General features: G+C 74.3%; 16 protein-coding genes and 1 riboswitch. Of the genes, 10 read left to right on the top strand and 6 right to left on the bottom strand.

Features of this window, described 5'->3' with window-relative positions:
- Nucleotides 1-72 precede the first annotated feature (72 nt).
- Both E4623_RS02345 and E4623_RS02340 read right to left on the bottom strand, forming a co-directional pair.
- Nucleotides 73-1242: a hypothetical protein gene (locus E4623_RS02345; RefSeq protein WP_134764896.1), complete on the bottom strand. Its 1170-nt coding sequence runs from the start codon at nucleotides 1240-1242 to the stop codon at nucleotides 73-75.
- On the bottom strand, nucleotides 1239-1757 hold the full coding sequence (locus tag E4623_RS02340) for a SigE family RNA polymerase sigma factor (protein WP_134764895.1): 519 nt from the start codon (nucleotides 1755-1757) through the stop codon (nucleotides 1239-1241). The genes E4623_RS02345 and E4623_RS02340 overlap by 4 nt, the downstream gene beginning before the upstream one ends.
- 87 nt (nucleotides 1758-1844) lie before the next feature.
- Here E4623_RS02340 and E4623_RS02335 point away from each other — a divergent pair, with 87 nt between their 5' ends.
- Entirely contained in the window at nucleotides 1845-2363 is a 519-nt protein-coding gene (locus E4623_RS02335; protein WP_134764894.1) for a MarR family transcriptional regulator, read from the top strand.
- Between the two features lie 54 nt (nucleotides 2364-2417).
- Here the strand turns inward: E4623_RS02335 and E4623_RS02330 are convergent, their stop codons facing one another.
- A complete protein-coding gene (locus E4623_RS02330) occupies nucleotides 2418-3575 on the bottom strand; it encodes an acyl-CoA dehydrogenase family protein (RefSeq protein ID WP_134764893.1) in 1158 nt (385 codons plus the stop codon).
- A gap of 71 nt (nucleotides 3576-3646) precedes the next feature.
- Between E4623_RS02330 and E4623_RS02325 the strand changes: the two genes are divergently transcribed.
- Nucleotides 3647-4327, top strand: a complete 681-nt coding sequence (locus tag E4623_RS02325) for a TetR/AcrR family transcriptional regulator (RefSeq protein WP_134764892.1) — start codon at nucleotides 3647-3649, stop codon at nucleotides 4325-4327.
- A 22-nt stretch (nucleotides 4328-4349) separates the two neighbouring features.
- Here E4623_RS02325 and wrbA read toward each other — a convergent pair whose 3' ends face one another.
- From wrbA to E4623_RS02310, 3 genes are all read right to left on the bottom strand, one after another.
- Nucleotides 4350-4943: an NAD(P)H:quinone oxidoreductase gene (wrbA, locus tag E4623_RS02320; protein WP_134764891.1), complete on the bottom strand. Its 594-nt coding sequence runs from the start codon at nucleotides 4941-4943 to the stop codon at nucleotides 4350-4352.
- A gap of 129 nt (nucleotides 4944-5072) precedes the next feature.
- A complete protein-coding gene (locus E4623_RS02315) occupies nucleotides 5073-5768 on the bottom strand; it encodes an FAD-binding oxidoreductase (RefSeq protein ID WP_167736433.1) in 696 nt (231 codons plus the stop codon).
- Between the two features lie 8 nt (nucleotides 5769-5776).
- Complete coding sequence (locus tag E4623_RS02310) at nucleotides 5777-6403, bottom strand: sulfite oxidase-like oxidoreductase (RefSeq protein ID WP_134764890.1); 627 nt, start codon at nucleotides 6401-6403, stop codon at nucleotides 5777-5779.
- 41 nt (nucleotides 6404-6444) lie between these two features.
- Here E4623_RS02310 and gatC point away from each other — a divergent pair, with 41 nt between their 5' ends.
- The 8 genes from gatC to E4623_RS02265 all read left to right on the top strand — a co-directional run bounded on the left by gatC (nucleotide 6445) and on the right by E4623_RS02265 (nucleotide 16242).
- Entirely contained in the window at nucleotides 6445-6744 is a 300-nt protein-coding gene (gene gatC / locus E4623_RS02305; RefSeq protein ID WP_134764889.1) for an Asp-tRNA(Asn)/Glu-tRNA(Gln) amidotransferase subunit GatC, read from the top strand.
- Between the two features lie 41 nt (nucleotides 6745-6785).
- Nucleotides 6786-8273, top strand: a complete 1488-nt coding sequence (gene gatA / locus E4623_RS02300; RefSeq protein ID WP_134765401.1) for an Asp-tRNA(Asn)/Glu-tRNA(Gln) amidotransferase subunit GatA — start codon at nucleotides 6786-6788, stop codon at nucleotides 8271-8273.
- Entirely contained in the window at nucleotides 8273-9766 is a 1494-nt protein-coding gene (gene gatB / locus E4623_RS02295) for an Asp-tRNA(Asn)/Glu-tRNA(Gln) amidotransferase subunit GatB (RefSeq protein ID WP_134764888.1), read from the top strand. Before gatA ends, gatB begins: the two co-directional genes overlap by 1 nt.
- 188 nt (nucleotides 9767-9954) lie before the next feature.
- Nucleotides 9955-10031: riboswitch (cobalamin riboswitch) on the top strand.
- Nucleotides 10032-10123: 92 nt separating this feature from the next.
- Entirely contained in the window at nucleotides 10124-11719 is a 1596-nt protein-coding gene (locus tag E4623_RS02290) for a prenyltransferase/squalene oxidase repeat-containing protein (protein WP_134764887.1), read from the top strand.
- A gap of 2 nt (nucleotides 11720-11721) precedes the next feature.
- On the top strand, nucleotides 11722-12687 hold the full coding sequence (locus E4623_RS22435; RefSeq protein ID WP_167736432.1) for a hypothetical protein: 966 nt from the start codon (nucleotides 11722-11724) through the stop codon (nucleotides 12685-12687).
- Between the two features lie 53 nt (nucleotides 12688-12740).
- Nucleotides 12741-13811: an energy-coupling factor transporter transmembrane component T gene (locus E4623_RS02275; protein ID WP_134764884.1), complete on the top strand. Its 1071-nt coding sequence runs from the start codon at nucleotides 12741-12743 to the stop codon at nucleotides 13809-13811.
- On the top strand, nucleotides 13808-15397 hold the full coding sequence (locus tag E4623_RS02270) for an ABC transporter ATP-binding protein (protein WP_209020449.1): 1590 nt from the start codon (nucleotides 13808-13810) through the stop codon (nucleotides 15395-15397). Before E4623_RS02275 ends, E4623_RS02270 begins: the two co-directional genes overlap by 4 nt.
- Entirely contained in the window at nucleotides 15394-16242 is an 849-nt protein-coding gene (locus E4623_RS02265) for an ECF transporter S component (RefSeq protein WP_348537279.1), read from the top strand. Before E4623_RS02270 ends, E4623_RS02265 begins: the two co-directional genes overlap by 4 nt.
- The last annotated feature ends 166 nt before the right edge of the window (nucleotides 16243-16408 follow it).

Raw genomic sequence — 16408 nt, 5'->3', positions numbered from 1 at the left:
GTGGACCTACCGGCCCGCCCCGTCCAGACCGGTGAGCCTTGCCTCACCCGGTCCGGACGGGTGGCGCGGTGCTCAGCTCCACCCGGTGCTGCCGCCGAGGGCGAGGTCGTCGTCGTGGTTCTCGGTGCCCTCCATCGAGCACTCCGAGCTGCCGTCGGCGAACTCGTGGCACACCTCCTCCCCGACGTCGTCGGGGTACTGGTTCGGGAGGACGTCGAGGTCGAGCCGGGTGGTCGTGCACGGCCTGGACCCGCAGACCACGAGCTCGCCGAGGTCGGAGACGGTGAACGGCCGGCCGTCGGCGGTCCAGCCCCAGCGGCCCGGGCTGCCCGGCAGGGTGGTCGGCGTGCCCGTCGTGAGGTCGTAGAGGTCGAACTGGCGCTGCTGGCGCGACTGGTCGACGTAGCGCGCGTAGCGCCCGCCGGGGGAGAGCTGGAAGTATCCGGCCGATCTCTCGGTCACGTCGCGCGAGACGATCTCCTCGCCCGTAGCGACGTCGATGACGGCGACGTGGCCGCCGTAGCCCAGGTTGCTCCGGCCGCCGGCGACCTCGTCGACGACCTCGAGGGCGGGGGCGACCCTCACCTCCTCGGTCCGGAGGTCGACGTCGAGGACGCCGGTGTCGCTGCCGCCGACGTAGACGTGCTCGCCGTCGAGGCGGGCGGGGGCGAAGCCACCCGGGTGGTCCGGCAGCGGGATCTCGGCGACGCGCTCGTCGGTCCACACGTCCTGGGCCACGACGGTCACCACGCCGTCGACCTCGGTCGTCCACACGAGCAGCGGCGACCCGGGATCCGACGTGGCGCTCGAGGGCACGTCGAGGTCGCTCACGGTGCCGTCGGCCGCCACCAGGTGCGTGCCGAGCGGTTCCTGATCGGCGTCGTAGGCCTGCACGACGACGCCGACCGAGGTGTAGCTCAGGTTGCCCACGCGCGGGACCGGGAGCGTGGCGCTCACCGCGCCGTCGCGCAGGTGGACGGTGCTGCCGATCGCGAAGGCCGCGCCGAGGTCGGTCGTGGGCGGGCCGGCCGGCTCGACGGCGTCCTGGTCGGACGGGCCGGGGTCGAGCAGCGCGTAGCCGCCTCCGAGGGCGACGACGGCGGCCAGGGCCGCGACGCCGGTGGTGGCCCGGCGACGCCCGCGCAGCCGCCGTCCGTCGGCGAGGATGCCCGCCGCGGGCGCCCGGGGCACGTCGAGCCGGTCGGCCTCGCGGGCCAGGAGGTCGTGCAGGTCGTCGCTCATCGGGTGGCTCCGTTGGTCTGGGGGAGGACGTCGTCGCCGAGCAGCGCGCGCAGCTTGGTCAGGGCGTCGGAGGTCTGGCTCTTGACGGTGCCCTCGGTGATCGCGAGGGCGGAGGCGGTCTCGGCGACGCTGAGGTCGTCGTAGTACCGCAGGACGACGACGGCCCGCTGCCGCGGCGGCAGCTGGGCCAGTGCGGCGACCAGGGCCGGCCGGTCGCTGGGGTCCGACCCGACCGTCCCGTGGTCGGGCAGCGTCGCGGTCGGCCGCTCGTTGCGCCACGACCGGCGCCGGAACCACGAGGTCGCGGTGTTGACCAGCGTGGTGCGGGCGTAGCCCGGCCCCGCCTCCAGCGAGCGCACCCTGCCCCAGGACGCGTAGGTCTTGGCCAGCGCGCTCTGGACGAGGTCCTCGGCCTCGGCGCGGTCGCCGAGCAGCAGGTAGGCGGTGCGGTACAGCGACGGCCAGGCCGCGTGCACCAGCTCGGTGAAGTCCTCGTCCGAGGGTGGTCGGGTCATCTGCGTTCTCCTGCGGGCGGGTGGCGGGTCACCCTGAGAGATGCGGCCGCGCGCCGATCGGTTGGTCGATCAGTAGCATTCACGCCGATGACCATCCGCCGGAGCAGCCCCACCGGGCGCGACCCGATCGCCGAGGCCCGGCGTCAGTGGTTCGCGCACGGCTGGGACGACGCCGCCGACGGCATGGCCGCGGTGACGTCGGTGATGCGGGCCCAGCAGCTGATGCTCACCCAGATCGACGCGTCGCTGCGGCCCTTCGGGCTCACCTTCGCCCGCTTCGAGCTGCTGCGCCTGCTCAGCTTCGCCTCCGAGCAGCGGATGACCATGCTCCGCGCCGGCCACCGGCTCCAGGTGCACCCGACGTCGCTGACCAGCCTGGCCCGCCGGCTGCGCGACGACGGACTCGTCGACCGGGTCTCGAACCCCGACGACGGCCGCTCGGCGATCCTCGAGCTGACCCCGGCGGGGCTGGCGCTGGTCGAGGAGGCCACCGAGGCGCTCAACGCCGAGGTTTTCCAGGACGTCGGGCTCTCCGCCGACGACATCGCGACCCTGGTCGACGTCCTGGGCCGGTTCCGCGCCGGCCGGGGCGACTTCGCCGGCTGACCCGGGCCGATCGCGGCTGCCACTGGCCGAGCCCGGCCGACCCCGGCCGAGGGGTCAGTCCAGGAGCTTGCGCGCCACGACGACGCGCTGGACCTGGTTGGTGCCCTCGTAGATCTGGGTGATCTTGGCGTCGCGCATCATCCGCTCGACGGGGAAGTCCTGGGTGTAGCCGTAGCCGCCGAGGAGCTGGACGGCGTCGACGGTGATGTCCATCGCCGCGTCGGAGGCCAGGCACTTGGCGGCAGCGCCGAAGAAGCCGAGGTCGGCGTCGTCGCGCTCCGACTTCGCCGCGGCGACGTAGACCATCTGGCGGGCCGACTCGAGCTTCATCGCCATGTCGGCGAGCATGAACTGGATGCCCTGGAAGTCGGCGATCCGCTTGCCGAACTGCTGGCGCTCCTTGACGTAGCCGACGGCGAAGTCCAGCGCGCCCTGGGCGATGCCGACGGCCTGGGCGCCGATCGTGACGCGGGTGTGGTCGAGGGTGCGCAGCGCGAGCGGCAGGCCCGTGCCGGGCTCGCCGATCATCCGGTCGGCGGGGATCCGGACGTCGTCGAGGAGCAGCTCGCGGGTGGGGGAGCCCTTGATGCCGAGCTTGCGCTCCTTCTCGCCGAAGGTGAAGCCCGCGTCGGACTTCTCCACGACGAAGGCGCTGATGCCCTTGCCGCGCGGGGCGTCGGGGTCGGTGACGGCCAGGACGGTGTAGAACTCCGAGACGCCGGCGTTGGTGATCCACGACTTCTGGCCGTTGAGCACGTAGTGGTCACCGTCGCGGACCGCGCGGGTCCTCATCGAGGCGGTGTCGGAGCCCGCGTCGCGCTCCGACAGCCCGTAGGAGAAGCCCTCGCCGGCGGCGAGACGGGGGAGGTAGCGCTGCTTGAGCTCGGGCGAGCCGCCCAGGACGAGCGGCAGCGAGCCGAGCTTGTTGACCGCCGGGATCAGCGACGAGGACGCGCAGCCGCGGGCGACCTCCTCGATGACGATGCAGGTGGCGAGCGCGTCGGCGCCGACGCCGTCGTACTCCTCGGGGACGTGCGGGGCGTGGAAGTCGGAGGCGACCAGGGCGTCGTGCGCGGCCTGCGGGTACGACGCGGTCTCGTCGACCTCGGCGGCGTACGGTGCGACCTTGTTGTCGACGAGGTCGCGGACGGCGGCGCGCAGCTCCTCGTGGTCGTCGGAGGTGCGGAAGAGGTCGAACTGCGTGCCGGTCATGTGCTGCCCCTGAAACTCGGTATCGTCCTGATGGAACTCAGTGTCACACACGGGGAGAGGAAGGGCCCACCATGGCTGCGAGCACGCGTGAGCGACTGGCCGACGCGGCGTTCGCGCTGTTCGACGAGCAGGGGTACGACGCCACCACCGTCGAGCAGGTCGTCGAGCGGGCGGGGGTGAGCCGCTCGACGTTCTTCCGGGCGTTCGGCACCAAGGAGGACGTGATCTTCCCGCGCCACGACGACCTGCTGGCCCGGATCGGGGCGCGGCTGGCGACCGGGACGCCGCAGACCTACCTGCACGCGATCCGCGAGGGTGCCGCGCTGGTGCTCGAGCAGTACCTCGCGGAGGGCCACGTCGCGCTGAGCCGCTACCGGCTGACCCGGTCGGTGCCGGCCCTGCGCGACCGCGAGATCGCCAGCACCCTCGGCTACCAGCGACTCTTCCGCGAGCACGCCCGCCGCTGGCTCACCGAGCTCGGCGGGCCCGACGTCGAGCTGCACGCCGAGCTGCTCGCGGCGTCCGTGGTGACGGCCCACAACGTGGTGCTCCGCCGCTGGCTGCGGGGCGAGACCGCCGAGCCGTGGCGCGAGTTCGAGGACGCGATGGACACCGTGCTCGTCGGGCCGGGCGGCGGTCCAGGGCCGTCGCGGCCGACCGGGAGCGCCGTGGTGGTGGTGCGCAGCGACCTCCCGGCCGACGAGGTCGCCGCGCGGGTCGCCGCCGCGCTCGAGGGGACGCCGCCCGGCTGATGCGACGACGCCCCCTGTTGCGTCAGGCGGAGAGCTTGCCCGCCACCGTGAGCACCCGGGTGACCAGGTGGTCGAGGGCGGCGTTGTCGGTGTCGTCGAGGTCGGAGCCGTTGCCGGTGACCTTGCCGACGCCGTACGGGTTGCCGTCGGCGAACTTCACCGGGTCGGTGTAGCCGGGCGGCACGATGATGCCGCCGAAGTGGGCGAACGTCGTGTTGAGGGCCTCGAGGGTCGTCTCCTGCCCGCCGTGCAGCGTCTGGCTGGACGTGAAGCCGGCGTAGACCTTGTCGGCGAGCCGACCCTGGCCCCACAGCGGGCCCAGGGTGTCGATGAACGACTGCAGCTGGCTGGTGATGTGGCCGTAGCGGGTGCCGGAGCCGAAGATCGCGGCGTCGGCCCAGTCGAGGTCGTCGGGCGAGGCGACCGGCTCCCCCTGCATCTCCGCGACGTGGGCGGCCCAGGCCTCCTGGCTCTGCACCGCCTCGTCGGGGGCGGTCTCCCGCACGTGCCGCTTCCGGACCTCCGCGCCCTGCGCCTCGGCGGTCGCCGCGAGTCGGTTGGCCATCGCGTGGGCGGTGCCCATGCTCGAGTAGTAGATGATCGCGAGCTTCGTCATGCTGGGGGAACCTCCATCGTCGGGGCTGTCGGTTGACAGTTCAACCACTCACTGTAGGCAGGTCGGTCCGGCGCCCGTCTCACCCCGCCGGGGTCGGTCGGAGCCCGCTGCCGGGTGTCGGCGTGGCGCTCAGCCGGTCGCGCCGAACTGCTCGACCCGCACCTCGGAGGCGCGCATCCCGGCCTCCCCGAGCACCCGCTGGGCGAACGACGCGAACCCCACCGACCCGCACACGTAGGCCCGCTCGGCCGGCGTCGGGAGGTCGACGAGGGTGCGCACCTCCTCGGGGTACGGCGGCGCGGCGACCCGGCTGCCCAGGTTCTCCCGGGTGAGCGCGACGAAGGCGCCGCCCGCGATGAGCTCCTCGGCGTAGGGGAGCTCGTCGAGCGTCCGGCCGACCGCGACGAGCCGCAGCCGGTCGGCGATCCCGAGCCGGCGCGCGTGCCGCAGCATCGAGACGAGGGGGACGACGCCGGTGCCGCCGCCGATCGCCACCGCGGTGACGTCGCCGGTCCAGGTGAACCAGCCGCCGATCGGGCCGCGCACCTCCAGCACGTCGCCGACCTCGGCGACGTCGTGCAGGTGGCCGGACACCTCGCCGTCCGGCAGGCACTCGACCATCAGCTCGACGAGCGGGTCGGCGGGGTCGGACGCGATCGAGTACGACCGTTGCGCGGTGTAGCCGTCGGCCGCACGCAGCCGCACGACGTAGTGCTGACCCGGCAGGTGCTCCTGGCGCCCGTCGACGTCGAGGCGCAGCCGGACCAGGCGGGTGCCGTCGCGCTCGATCCCGGCGATCGTCGCCGACGTCCAGCGGGTCTCCACCAGGGCCACTACGGGTCGCCCTGGTAGCGCTGCTCGAGCCACGGGTCGCCGCGGTCGTGGTAGCCGTTCTGCTCCCAGAAGCCCGGCCGGTCGCTCGCCATCAGCTCGAGCCGGGTGACCCACTTGGCCGACTTCCAGAAGTACAGGTGCGGCACGAGCAGGCGCACGGGGCCGCCGTGGTCGATGCTGAGCGGCTCCCCGTCGAAGTCCCACACCACCCACGCCCTGCCGCCCGTGACGTCGGCGATCGGCAGGTTGGTCGTGTAGCCGGTGGTCGAGTGCGCCATCACGTACGCCGCCTCGGGCAGCGGCCCGGCCGCCTCGAGCAGGGTGTCGACGCTGACACCGGTGAAGGTCGTGTCGAATTTGCTCCACGTGGTCACGCAGTGGATGTCACCGAAGTACGACGACCCCGGGAGCGCGTGGATCTCGCGCCACGACCACGACCGCGGGGTCTCGACCAGCCCGTCGACGCGCATCGACCAGCGCTCCACGTCGACGCGCGGCGTCGCCTCGGCGGTCAGCGACGGCCAGTCGCTGCCGGTGTCGTACTGACCGGGGGGCAGCCGCTCCGCGCGCTGCTGGTCGGCGGCGGCGCCGCGGCGCTTGCCGGTGAAGCCACGGGTGACAGGCATGCGGCCCATTCTGCCTCCGACCCCGGCACTAGGCTGACCCCATGCCTGAGATCACTCGTGACGAGGTCGCCCACCTGGCGACGCTCGCCCGGATCGACCTGGACGACGCGGAGCTCGACCACCTCGCGCCCCAGCTGTCGGTCATCCTCGAGTCGGTGGCCTCGATCGCCGGTGCCGCCGGCGACGACGTCCCCGCCACGTCGCACCCGCTGCCGCTGACCAACGTCTTCCGCGACGACGTCGTCGTCCCCGGCCTGACCGCCGAGCAGGCGCTGTCGGGTGCCCCGGCGCAGGAGCAGCAGCGCTTCGCCGTCCCGCGGATCCTGGGGGACGAGCAGTGAGCACCCCCGGAGGGGCAGTGACCCGCGAGACCGCCGCCGCGATGGCGGCCGCCCTCGCCGACGGCACGACCACCTCGGTCGCGCTCACCCAGGCCCACCTCGACCGGATCGCCGCGGTCGACGGCGCCGTCCACGCGTTCCTGCACGTCGACGCCGAGGGCGCGCTCGCCGCGGCCGCACGCTCCGACGAGCGTCGCGCCGAGGGCGCGGTGGCCTCGCCGCTCGACGGCGTCCCGATCGCCGTCAAGGACGTCCTGGCCACCGAGGGCCTGCCGACCACCTGCGGGTCGCGGATCCTCGAGGGCTGGATCCCGCCGTACGACGCCACGGTGGTCACCCGGCTCCGCGCGGCCGGCCTGCCGATCCTCGGCAAGACCAACATGGACGAGTTCGCGATGGGCTCCTCCACCGAGCACTCGGCCTACGGCCCGACCCACAACCCGTGGGACCTCGACCGGATCCCCGGCGGCTCCGGCGGCGGCTCGGCCGCGGCCGTGGCCGCCTTCGAGGCCCCGCTGGCCCTCGGCACCGACACCGGCGGCTCGATCCGCCAGCCCGGGGCCGTCACCGGCACGGTCGGGGTGAAGCCGACCTACGGCGGCGTCTCGCGCTACGGCCTCGTCGCGATGGCCAACTCCCTCGACCAGGTCGGCCCGGTCACCCGCACCGTGCTCGACTCCGCGCTGCTGCACGAGCTCATCGGCGGGCACGACCCGCGCGACTCCACCTCGGTCGACGCGCCGCTGCCCGACCTCGTCGGCGCCGCCCGCCGCGGCGCCGAGGGCGACATGTCCGGCGTCCGGATCGGCGTCATCACCGAGCTCGGCGGCGACGGCTGGCAGCCCGGCGTGATGGCGCGCTTCCAGGAGTCCCTCGACCTGCTGGTCGCGGCCGGCGCCGAGGTCGTCGAGGTGTCGTGCCCGAGCTTCGTGCACGCCCTGGCGACCTACTACCTGATCATGCCGTGCGAGGCCTCCAGCAACCTCGCCAAGTTCGACGCCATGCGCTACGGCCTGCGGGTGCTGCCCGAGGGCGTCGACTCGCCCTCGGCCGAGGACGTCATGCGGGCCACCCGCGACGCCGGCTTCGGCGACGAGGTCAAGCGGCGCATCATCCTGGGCACCTACGCCCTCTCGAGCGGCTACTACGACGCCTACTACGGCAAGGCCCAGAAGGTGCGCACGCTCATCCAGCGCGACTTCGACGCCGCGTTCGGGAAGGTCGACGTCCTGGTCTCGCCCACGGCGCCGACGACGGCGTTCAGGCTGGGCGAGAAGCTCGACGACCCGCTCGCGATGTACCTCAACGACCTCGCCACCATCCCGGCCAACCTCGCCGGCGTCCCCGGCATCTCGGTGCCGAGCGGCCTCGCCGACGAGGACGGCCTGCCGGCCGGGTTCCAGGTGCTGGCGCCCGCGCTCGCCGACGACCGGCTCTACCGGGTCGGCGCGGCGCTCGAGGCCGGACTGACCGAGAAGTGGGGCGGGCCGCTGCTGGCCCAGGCCCCCGACCTGAGCGGAGAGAGCTGATGAGCGCGACCCTGGTCGGCTACGACGACGTCCTGGCGGCCTACGACCCCGCCATCGGGCTCGAGGTCCACGTGGAGCTCAACACGGCCACCAAGATGTTCTGCGGCTGCCCGGCGGTCTTCGGCGGCGAGCCCAACACGCAGGTCTGCCCGACCTGCCTGGGCCTGCCCGGCGCGATGCCCGCCGTCAACGGCAAGGCCGTCGAGTCGGCGATCCGGATCGGCCTCGCGCTGAACTGCGACATCGCCGAGTGGTGCCGGTTCGCGCGCAAGAACTACTTCTACCCCGACATGCCGAAGAACTTCCAGACCTCCCAGTACGACGAGCCGATCGCCTTCGACGGCTGGATGGACGTCGACCTGGACGGGGAGACCTTCCGCGTCGAGATCGAGCGCGCCCACATGGAGGAGGACACCGGCAAGTCGCTGCACATGGGCGGCGCGACCGGCCGGATCCACGGCGCCGACTACTCCCTCGTCGACTACAACCGCGCCGGCATCCCGCTCATCGAGATCGTCACCCGCCCGATCATGGGTGCCGGTGCGCGGGCTCCGGAGATCGCCCGCGCCTACGTCTCGCAGCTGCGCGACCTGATCGTGGCGCTCGGCGTCTCCGAGGCCCGGATGGACCAGGGCAACCTGCGCGCCGACGTCAACCTGTCGCTGGCGCCGAGGGGCACCGGCACCCTCGGCACCCGCACCGAGACCAAGAACGTCAACTCGTTCCGGTCGGTCGAGCGCGCCGTCCGCTACGAGATGCAGCGCCACGCCGCCGTCCTCGACGGCGGGGGCTCGATCCTGCAGGAGACCCGGCACTGGCACGAGGACACCGGCGTCACCACGTCGGGCCGCGAGAAGTCGGACGCCGAGGACTACCGCTACTTCCCGGAGCCCGACCTCGTGCCGGTCGCCCCGTCGCGGGAGTGGGTCGACGAGCTGCGCGGCACCCTGCCCGAGAACCCGGTGGCCCGCAGGGCCCGGCTGCAGGCCGACTGGGGCTACACCGACCTCGAGATGCGCGACGTCGTCGCCTCCGGGGCGCTCGTCGTCATCGAGGAGACCATCGCGGCGGGTGCCTCGGCCCAGGCGGCCCGCAAGTGGTGGCTCGCCGAGCTCGGCCGCCGGGCCAACGACGCCGGCGTCGAGCTGACCGAGGTCGGGGTCACGCCGGCCCAGGTGGCCGCCGTCCAGGCCCTCGTCGACGCCAGGACCATCAACGACAAGCTCGCCCGCCAGGTCTTCGACGGCCTGATCGCCGGCGAGGGCACGCCCGAGGAGATCGTCGCGACGCGCGGCCTGGCCGTCGTGTCCGACGACGGCGCCCTCGGTGCCGCCGTCGACGCCGCGATCGCCGCGAACCCCGACGTGGCCGCCAAGATCCGCGACGGCAAGCACGCCGCGGCGGGTGCCCTCATCGGCGCGGTGATGAAGGAGATGCGGGGGCAGGCCGACGCCGCCCGGGTGCGCGAGCTGGTGCTGGAGAAGCTGGCCTGAGCCCGACCCGCCCCCAGGCCACCCCCAGGTCGTCGGGAGCCGGGAGTCGTGTGCTCCAGCACGGTCCCAGGACCGTCCTCGGGCACACGACCGGCCGGGCGTCCCGCGGGCGGTGTGACGATCGCGATACCGGCCCCTCGGCGCCCGGGCGATAGGGTGCGCGGACACACCAAACACGCCCGTGGCGGGGGAAGCCGGTCTGATTCCGGCGCTGTCCCGCAACCGTAGGTGGTCCCGAGCGATCGGGTCCGCGAGCCGGAGTACCTGTCCCGGGACGTCCTCACCATTCGCTGTCGTGGAACGCAGCGGGGTGCGTCCCACCGGACGGTCCCGCTGAGCTGCAGCGGGAAGGAACCCATGTCCAGCAAGATCGTGCGCGGCGCCGCCGTGCTCACGGGCTCCGCCCTGGCTCTCTCCCTGAGCCTGTCGGTGCCGAGTGCCCAGGCGGCCGTCGTGCCGGCCCCGGCCGGCGCAGACCCCGGCCCGGCGGCGGGGGCCGCGGCGTTCCTGGCCGCCCAGCCCGGCCCGGACGGCATCATCAAGACCTTCTACGAGTACCCGCCGGGCACGTTCGACAGCTACGTCGACTACGGGCTCACCGTCGACGCCGGTTACGCGCTGGACGCCGTCGGCGGCCAGGGCCCCGCCCTCACCGCGCTCACCGACGCCCTCGCGGCCAGCATCGACGACTACGCCACCAGCGGCGGCGCCCGGGCCAAGCTCTCCTCTTTCCTCCTGTCCCAGGGGCGGACCGGCGCGGCCGTGGACGCCCTCGTCGACGACCTCGAGGGCAACATCGCCACGTCCGCCCCGAACGCCGGGCGCCTGGTCGACCCCGACCCGAACGACTACAACACGCCGCTCACCCAGGCCTACGCCGTCTCGGCGCTCCACGACGCCGGCTCCTCGCTGGCGGCCCCCGCGCTCGACTTCGCGCTCGACCAGCAGTGCGACGAAGGGTTCTTCCGGTCCTCGTTCGCGGCGAAGACCGCGCCCGACCAGGCCTGCGACGCCGACCCGGACGCGTCCGGCAGCGTCGACACCACCGCGCTGACCGTCCTGATGCTCCAGGACCAGAAGGCCGCGCCGTCGGTCCAGGCGAGCATCACCGAGGCGCTGGACTGGCTGGAGGACCACCAGGCCGCCGACGGGTCGTTCTCCAGCGGCAACGCGAACGCCACCGGCCTCGCCGGCTGGGCGCTCGGGGTCTCGGGTCGCACGGCGCCGGCGCGGGAGGCGGCCGGCTGGGTGCGCGCCCACCAGCTCGTCAACGCCGGCTCGTGCAAGCCGTACGCCGCCGCGAGCAACGGCGCGGTCGTCCTCGACGACCTGGGTCTCCTCAACGCGGCCTCCGGCCCGCTGGACCAGGTCGACAACAGCGTCGCGACCCGCGCCACGACCCAGGCACTCCCGGCCCTGCTGTGGGCCGCGGGCGGCCCCCGCGCCGGCGCCACCACGCTGACCGGCACGACGTCGTACGTCGCCGACCAGACCAAGCAGGCCGTCAAGGTCCAGGGCGCGCCCGGCAACACCCTGTGCGTCAAGGCCGGGGCCAAGGCCGGCCAGCGAGTCGTGCTCGGGGCCGACGGCCGCGCGTCGGTCGCGGTGACCCTGCCGAAGGGCACCAGGAGGACCGTCGTCTCCTCCGTGGACGCCGCGGGCCGCACCGCCACCACGACCTACACCGCGCTCGGTGCCTCCAAGCTCGAGGTGAGCGCCCCGAAGAGCGTCAAGCGCGGCGCCAGGGCCACCGTCAAGGTCACCAGGCTCGCCGCCGGCGAGAAGGTGAAGGTCTCCTTCCGTGGCAAGGTCGTCGTCCGCGGCACCGCGAACGCGCGTGGCGTCTTCCGGACCAAGATCGTCGCCAAGGGCAAGCCCGGCAAGGTCCGGGTCCGGGCCGTCGGGCAGGTCGCCGACCGCAAGGGCTCGACGGCGATCGTCGTCAAGCGCTGACCGTGGTGCTCCGCTCGCTCACGAGGCTCGTCGCCGCGGTCGTCACGACCGCGGCGGCGGGCCTGGCGCTGCCCCTGGCCGGCCCGGTCGCCCCCGCCGCGGCCGCGACCTGCTCGAGCAGCGGCGGCGTCACCGTCGTCGTCGACTTCAACGAGCTCGGGGGAGGGGTCCAGGGAAGCTGCGTCGCCGGCGGTGCCGGCAAGGCCGCGTCCTCGCTCTTCCCGAGTGCCGGTTTCGCGCTCACCCCGGTGAGCGGCGGCACCGGGTTCTTCGTGTGCCGGGTCTCCGGACTTCCCCAGGGCTCCGAGGAGGGCTGCAACGAGACCCCGCCCGACACGGCGTACTGGGGTCTGTGGTGGTCCGACGGCACGAGCGGGCGGTGGACGTACTCGAACTACGGCGTCAACGGTCTCAAGGTGCCGGACGGCGCCTGGGTCGGCCTGTCGTGGAAGCAGGGCACCGGCTCGGCCGACGCGCCCGGGGTCTCCCCGCGGACGCCGGCGCCGCCGGCCCCCACGCCCACCCAGTCCTCGACGCAGCCGTCGGGCCAGCCGAGCCAGCCGTCCGGCCAGCCGTCGAACCAGCCGTCGAACCAGCCGTCGAACCAGCCCTCCACGCAGGCGCCGGGCGGCGGCGGGAACGGCGGCGGCGACGATCCGTCGGCCGACCCCTCGACGGCGCCGGGCGGGACGACCCCACCCGGCACGACGGCGCCGACGACGCCCGGCACGACGACCCCGGGCGCGTCGCCGTCCCAGACGCCGACGGACGCCGCCACCACCCCCGGTCCCACGACCTCCGACACCCTGCCCCCGGCCTCGACGGTCGCGGAGCCGCTGGAGCCCGTCGCCGCACCGTCCGACGACGGGGGGCTGCCCGGCTGGGTCGCGCCCGGCGTCATCGTGCTGCTCTTCGCGGGCGCCGGCGTCGCGCTGGTGGTGCGGCGGCGGGGCACACCGACACCATGACGGCCCCGTGACCGGCCCCGCGACCGGCCCCGTGACCGGCCGGTGACGGCGCCGTGAGGGCGCTGCCGCGCGACCTGCACCCCGTGGCCTGGTGGCTGTGGGCGATCGGTCTCGCGACGGCGGCGTCCCTGACCACCAACCCGTGGGTGCTGCTCATGATCGTCGGCGTCGTCGCGGTGGTGGTGACCCTGCGCCGGACCGACCACCCGTGGGCGCGGTCGTTCCGGTTCTACGTGTGGCTCGGGGTGGCTGCGGTCGTGCTGCGCGTGCTGTGGCGCGTCGTCCTGGGCGGCGGCTACCCGGGCGAGGTGGTGCTCGACCTGCCCGAGGTGCCGCTGCCCGACTTCGTGCTCGGCATCACCCTGCTCGGCCCGGTCACCGGGGAGGCGCTGCTGGCCGGTCTCTACGAGGGCTTGCGGCTCGCGACGCTGGTGATCTGCGTCGGCGCCGCCAACTCGCTCGCCAACCCCAAGCGGCTGCTGCGCAGCCTGCCGCCGGCGCTCTACGAGATCGGGACCGCGCTCGTGGTCGCGGTGACGGTGCTGCCGCAGTTCACCCAGAGCATCCAGCGGGTGCGGGCCGCCCAGGCGCTGCGCGCGGGTGACACCGGCCGGGTCCGGCGCCTGCGCCGGTTCCTGGTGCCGGTCCTCGAGGACACCTTCGACCGGTCCCTCGCGCTCGCCGCCGGCATGGACACCCGTGGCTACGGCCGCTCCGGCACGGCCTCGCCGGGGGAGCGGCGCACCACCGGTGCGCTACTGCTCGGCGGGCTCTGCGGCGTCGCGGTCGGCGTCTACGCGCTGCTCGACCAGACCGCTCCGCGCCTGTTGGCCGGGCCGATGCTGGCGCTCGGGGCCGCGGTCGCGATCGCCGGGCTGGTCAGCGCAGGGCGCCGGGTCGAGCGCACCCGCTACCGCCCCGACCGCTGGCAGGGCCCCGAGCTCGCCGTGGTCGCCGTCGGCGCGGCCGTCGCCGTCCTCGGCTGGTGGGTGAGCCACCACCAGCTGCTCGTCGCCTACCCGGCCCTCGGCAGCGCGCCCGAGGTCAGCCTCACCGCGCTCGCCGCCGCGCTCCTGGGCCTGGCCGCCGTCGCCGTCACCCCGCCCCCGGCGGTGACCCGGTGACCGACCTCCTCTCGCTGCGCGCGATCACCTTCGGCTACGAGGCCGGCGCACCGATCCTCGACGACGTGCACCTCGACGTCGACGAGGGCGAGCTGCTGCTCGTCTCCGGGCCGACCGGCGTCGGCAAGTCGACGCTGCTCGGCGTCGTCACCGGTCTCGTCCCGCGCTTCAGCGGGGGAGTGCTGCGCGGAGACCTGCTGCTCGACGGCACCAGCATCATCGACACCCCGCCGCGCGAGCGCGCCCACGCCATCGGCTACGTCGGCCAGGACCCCGTCGCCGGGTTCGTCACCGACAGCGCCGAGGAGGAGCTCGCCTACGGGATGGAGCAGCTCGGCCTCCCGCCGGAGACGATGCGCCGCCGCGTCGAGGAGACCCTCGACCTCCTCGGCATCGCGCACCTGCGCCGCCGCGACCTGCACACCCTGTCCGGTGGCGAGCAGCAGCGCGTCGCGATCGGCTCGGTGCTCACCATGCACCCCCGGCTGCTGGTGCTCGACGAGCCGACGTCGGCGCTCGACCCCACCGCCGCCGAGGAGGTGCTGGCCACCATCACCCGCCTGGTCCACGACCTGGGCGTCTCGGTGCTGCTCGCCGAGCACCGGCTCGAGCGGGTCGTGCCGTTCGCCGACCGGATGGTCCTGCTCACCGGGGGCGGGCGGGTCGACGTCGGTGCGCCGGCCGAGCTGCTGGCCACCTCACCCGTCGTGCCCCCGATCGTCGCGCTGGGCCGCGCGGCCGGGTGGTCGCCGCTGCCGCTGAGCGTCCGCGAGGCCCGCCGCCCGGCCCGCGCGCTGGTGCTCACCCCGCCCGCCGACGAGCCCCCGGCGACGCCCGACCCGCTGCTCACCGCGAGCGGCGTCGGCGTGAGCGTCGGGGGCACGGTCGCCCTGCGCGGCGTCGACCTCGCCCTGGACGCCGGTCGCGTGACCGCCCTGATGGGGCGCAACGGCGCCGGCAAGTCCACCCTGCTCTGGACCCTCCAGGGCACCCGCAAGCGGCAGGCCGGCCGGGTCCGGGTGGGTCGCGCGGACGCCGCGGCCGACCCCGCCACGCTCGACGCCGCCGGACGCCGCGGCCTGGTCGGGCTGCTGCCGCAGACGGCGTCCGACCTGCTCTACCTCGAGACCGTCGCCGACGAGTGCGCCGCCGGGGGAGCGGGCGCCCGGGCGATCCTCGACCGGCTCGCGCCCGGCATCGACGACGAGCACCACCCGCGCGACCTGTCCGAGGGCCAGCGCCTCGCCCTCGCCCTCGCGCTGGTGCTCGCGCCCGAGCCGAGCGTCGTCCTGCTCGACGAGCCGACCCGCGGCCTCGACTACGCCGCCAAGGGCGAGCTCGCCCGGATCCTGCGCGACCTCGCCGGCCGCGGGCACGCCGTCCTGGTGGCCACGCACGACGTCGAGTTCACCGCGATCGCGGCCGACGACGTCGTCGTCCTGGCCGAGGGCGAGGTCGTCTCGGCCGGACCGACCCGGCGCGTGGTGGCCGAGTCGCCGGCGTTCGCGCCCCAGGTGATGAAGGTTCTCGGCAGCCCGTGGCTCCGCGTCGACGAGGTCGTGGCCCGGATGGTGGCGCGACCGTGAGCGCCGCCGACAGGACCACCCTCGACCCTCGCGCCCTCCCGCTCGGCGGGCGCACCCGGCTCACCCTGGCGCTCGCCTCCCTCGTCGGGCTGATGATGCTCTGCTGGCCGCTCCTGGTGCGCGTCGCGCCGGGCTCGGAGGCGCGGATCGACCCGCCGTTCCTCTTCCTCGTGCTGCTCCCGGTGGTGATCGCCGTCGTGCTCGCGGAGATGAGCGAGGGCGGGATGGACTCGCGGGTGCTCGCCGTCCTGGGGGTGCTCGCCGCGATCAACGCGCTGATGCGGGTGCTCTCGGCGGGCACCGCCGGCGTCGAGCTGGTCTTCTTCCTGCTGATCCTGTCCGGGCGGGTCTTCGGTGCCGGGTTCGGCTTCGTGCTCGGCGTGACGTCGTTGTTCGCGTCCGCGCTGATGACCGCCGGCGTGGGTCCGTGGCTGCCCTTCCAGATGCTCTGCGCCGCCTGGGTCGGGATGGGGGCGGGGCTGCTGCCGCGCCGGGTGCTCGGGCGGGAGGTCCGGGGGCGCTGGGAGATCGCGGTGCTCGCCGCGTACGGCGTCGTCGCCGCCTACCTGTTCGGCGCCCTGATGAACCTCTCGAGCTGGCCGTTCCTGCTCGGTGTCGCCGTGCCCGGCCACGACGGCAACCTCTCCTTCGACCCCGCCGCCGGCGTCGGCGAGAACCTGCGGACCTTCGGCGTCTACACGCTCATCACTTCCACCGGCAGCTTCGACACCGGTCGGGCGATCACCACCGCGGTGGCCGTCGTCGTCCTCGGCCCGGCGGTGCTCACGACGCTGCGGCGGGCCTCGCGGCGCGCGATCGTGCAGCAGGTCGAGACCGCTCCCTGACCGTCCGGGCGGTCCCCCTGGCCCGGTCGGACCAGGCGGGATAGTCACTCCGGGCCAGGCTCCTCCCCAGGGTCCGGCCTTGTTGGTCGAACGCCGCCGTCCTGTTCGTCCGTCGTTCACGGCCGACGCCCTCGGCGTTACGTCGGCCTCCCGAGACTGCTCGCGG

The organism is Nocardioides sp. 1609 (genome assembly GCF_004522105.1).
GTDB lineage: Bacteria > Actinomycetota > Actinomycetes > Propionibacteriales > Nocardioidaceae > Nocardioides.
This window is presented reverse-complemented; position numbering and strand designations above follow the sequence as displayed.

What these genes read in the sequence shown, in the direction of transcription:
- E4623_RS02345 (WP_134764896.1), bottom strand. Translation starts at nt 1,242, where the DNA reads ATGAGCGACGACCTGCACGACCTCCTGGCCCGCGAGGCCGACCGGCTC.
- E4623_RS02340 (WP_134764895.1), bottom strand. Translation starts at nt 1,757, where the DNA reads ATGACCCGACCACCCTCGGACGAGGACTTCACCGAGCTGGTGCACGCG.
- E4623_RS02335 (WP_134764894.1), top strand. Translation starts at nt 1,845, where the DNA reads ATGACCATCCGCCGGAGCAGCCCCACCGGGCGCGACCCGATCGCCGAG.
- E4623_RS02330 (WP_134764893.1), bottom strand. Translation starts at nt 3,575, where the DNA reads ATGACCGGCACGCAGTTCGACCTCTTCCGCACCTCCGACGACCACGAG.
- E4623_RS02325 (WP_134764892.1), top strand. Translation starts at nt 3,647, where the DNA reads ATGGCTGCGAGCACGCGTGAGCGACTGGCCGACGCGGCGTTCGCGCTG.
- wrbA (WP_134764891.1), bottom strand. Translation starts at nt 4,943, where the DNA reads ATGACGAAGCTCGCGATCATCTACTACTCGAGCATGGGCACCGCCCAC.
- E4623_RS02310 (WP_134764890.1), bottom strand. Translation starts at nt 6,403, where the DNA reads ATGCCTGTCACCCGTGGCTTCACCGGCAAGCGCCGCGGCGCCGCCGCC.
- gatC (WP_134764889.1), top strand. Translation starts at nt 6,445, where the DNA reads ATGCCTGAGATCACTCGTGACGAGGTCGCCCACCTGGCGACGCTCGCC.
- gatA (WP_134765401.1), top strand. Translation starts at nt 6,786, where the DNA reads ATGGCGGCCGCCCTCGCCGACGGCACGACCACCTCGGTCGCGCTCACC.
- gatB (WP_134764888.1), top strand. Translation starts at nt 8,273, where the DNA reads ATGAGCGCGACCCTGGTCGGCTACGACGACGTCCTGGCGGCCTACGAC.
- E4623_RS02290 (WP_134764887.1), top strand. Translation starts at nt 10,124, where the DNA reads ATGTCCAGCAAGATCGTGCGCGGCGCCGCCGTGCTCACGGGCTCCGCC.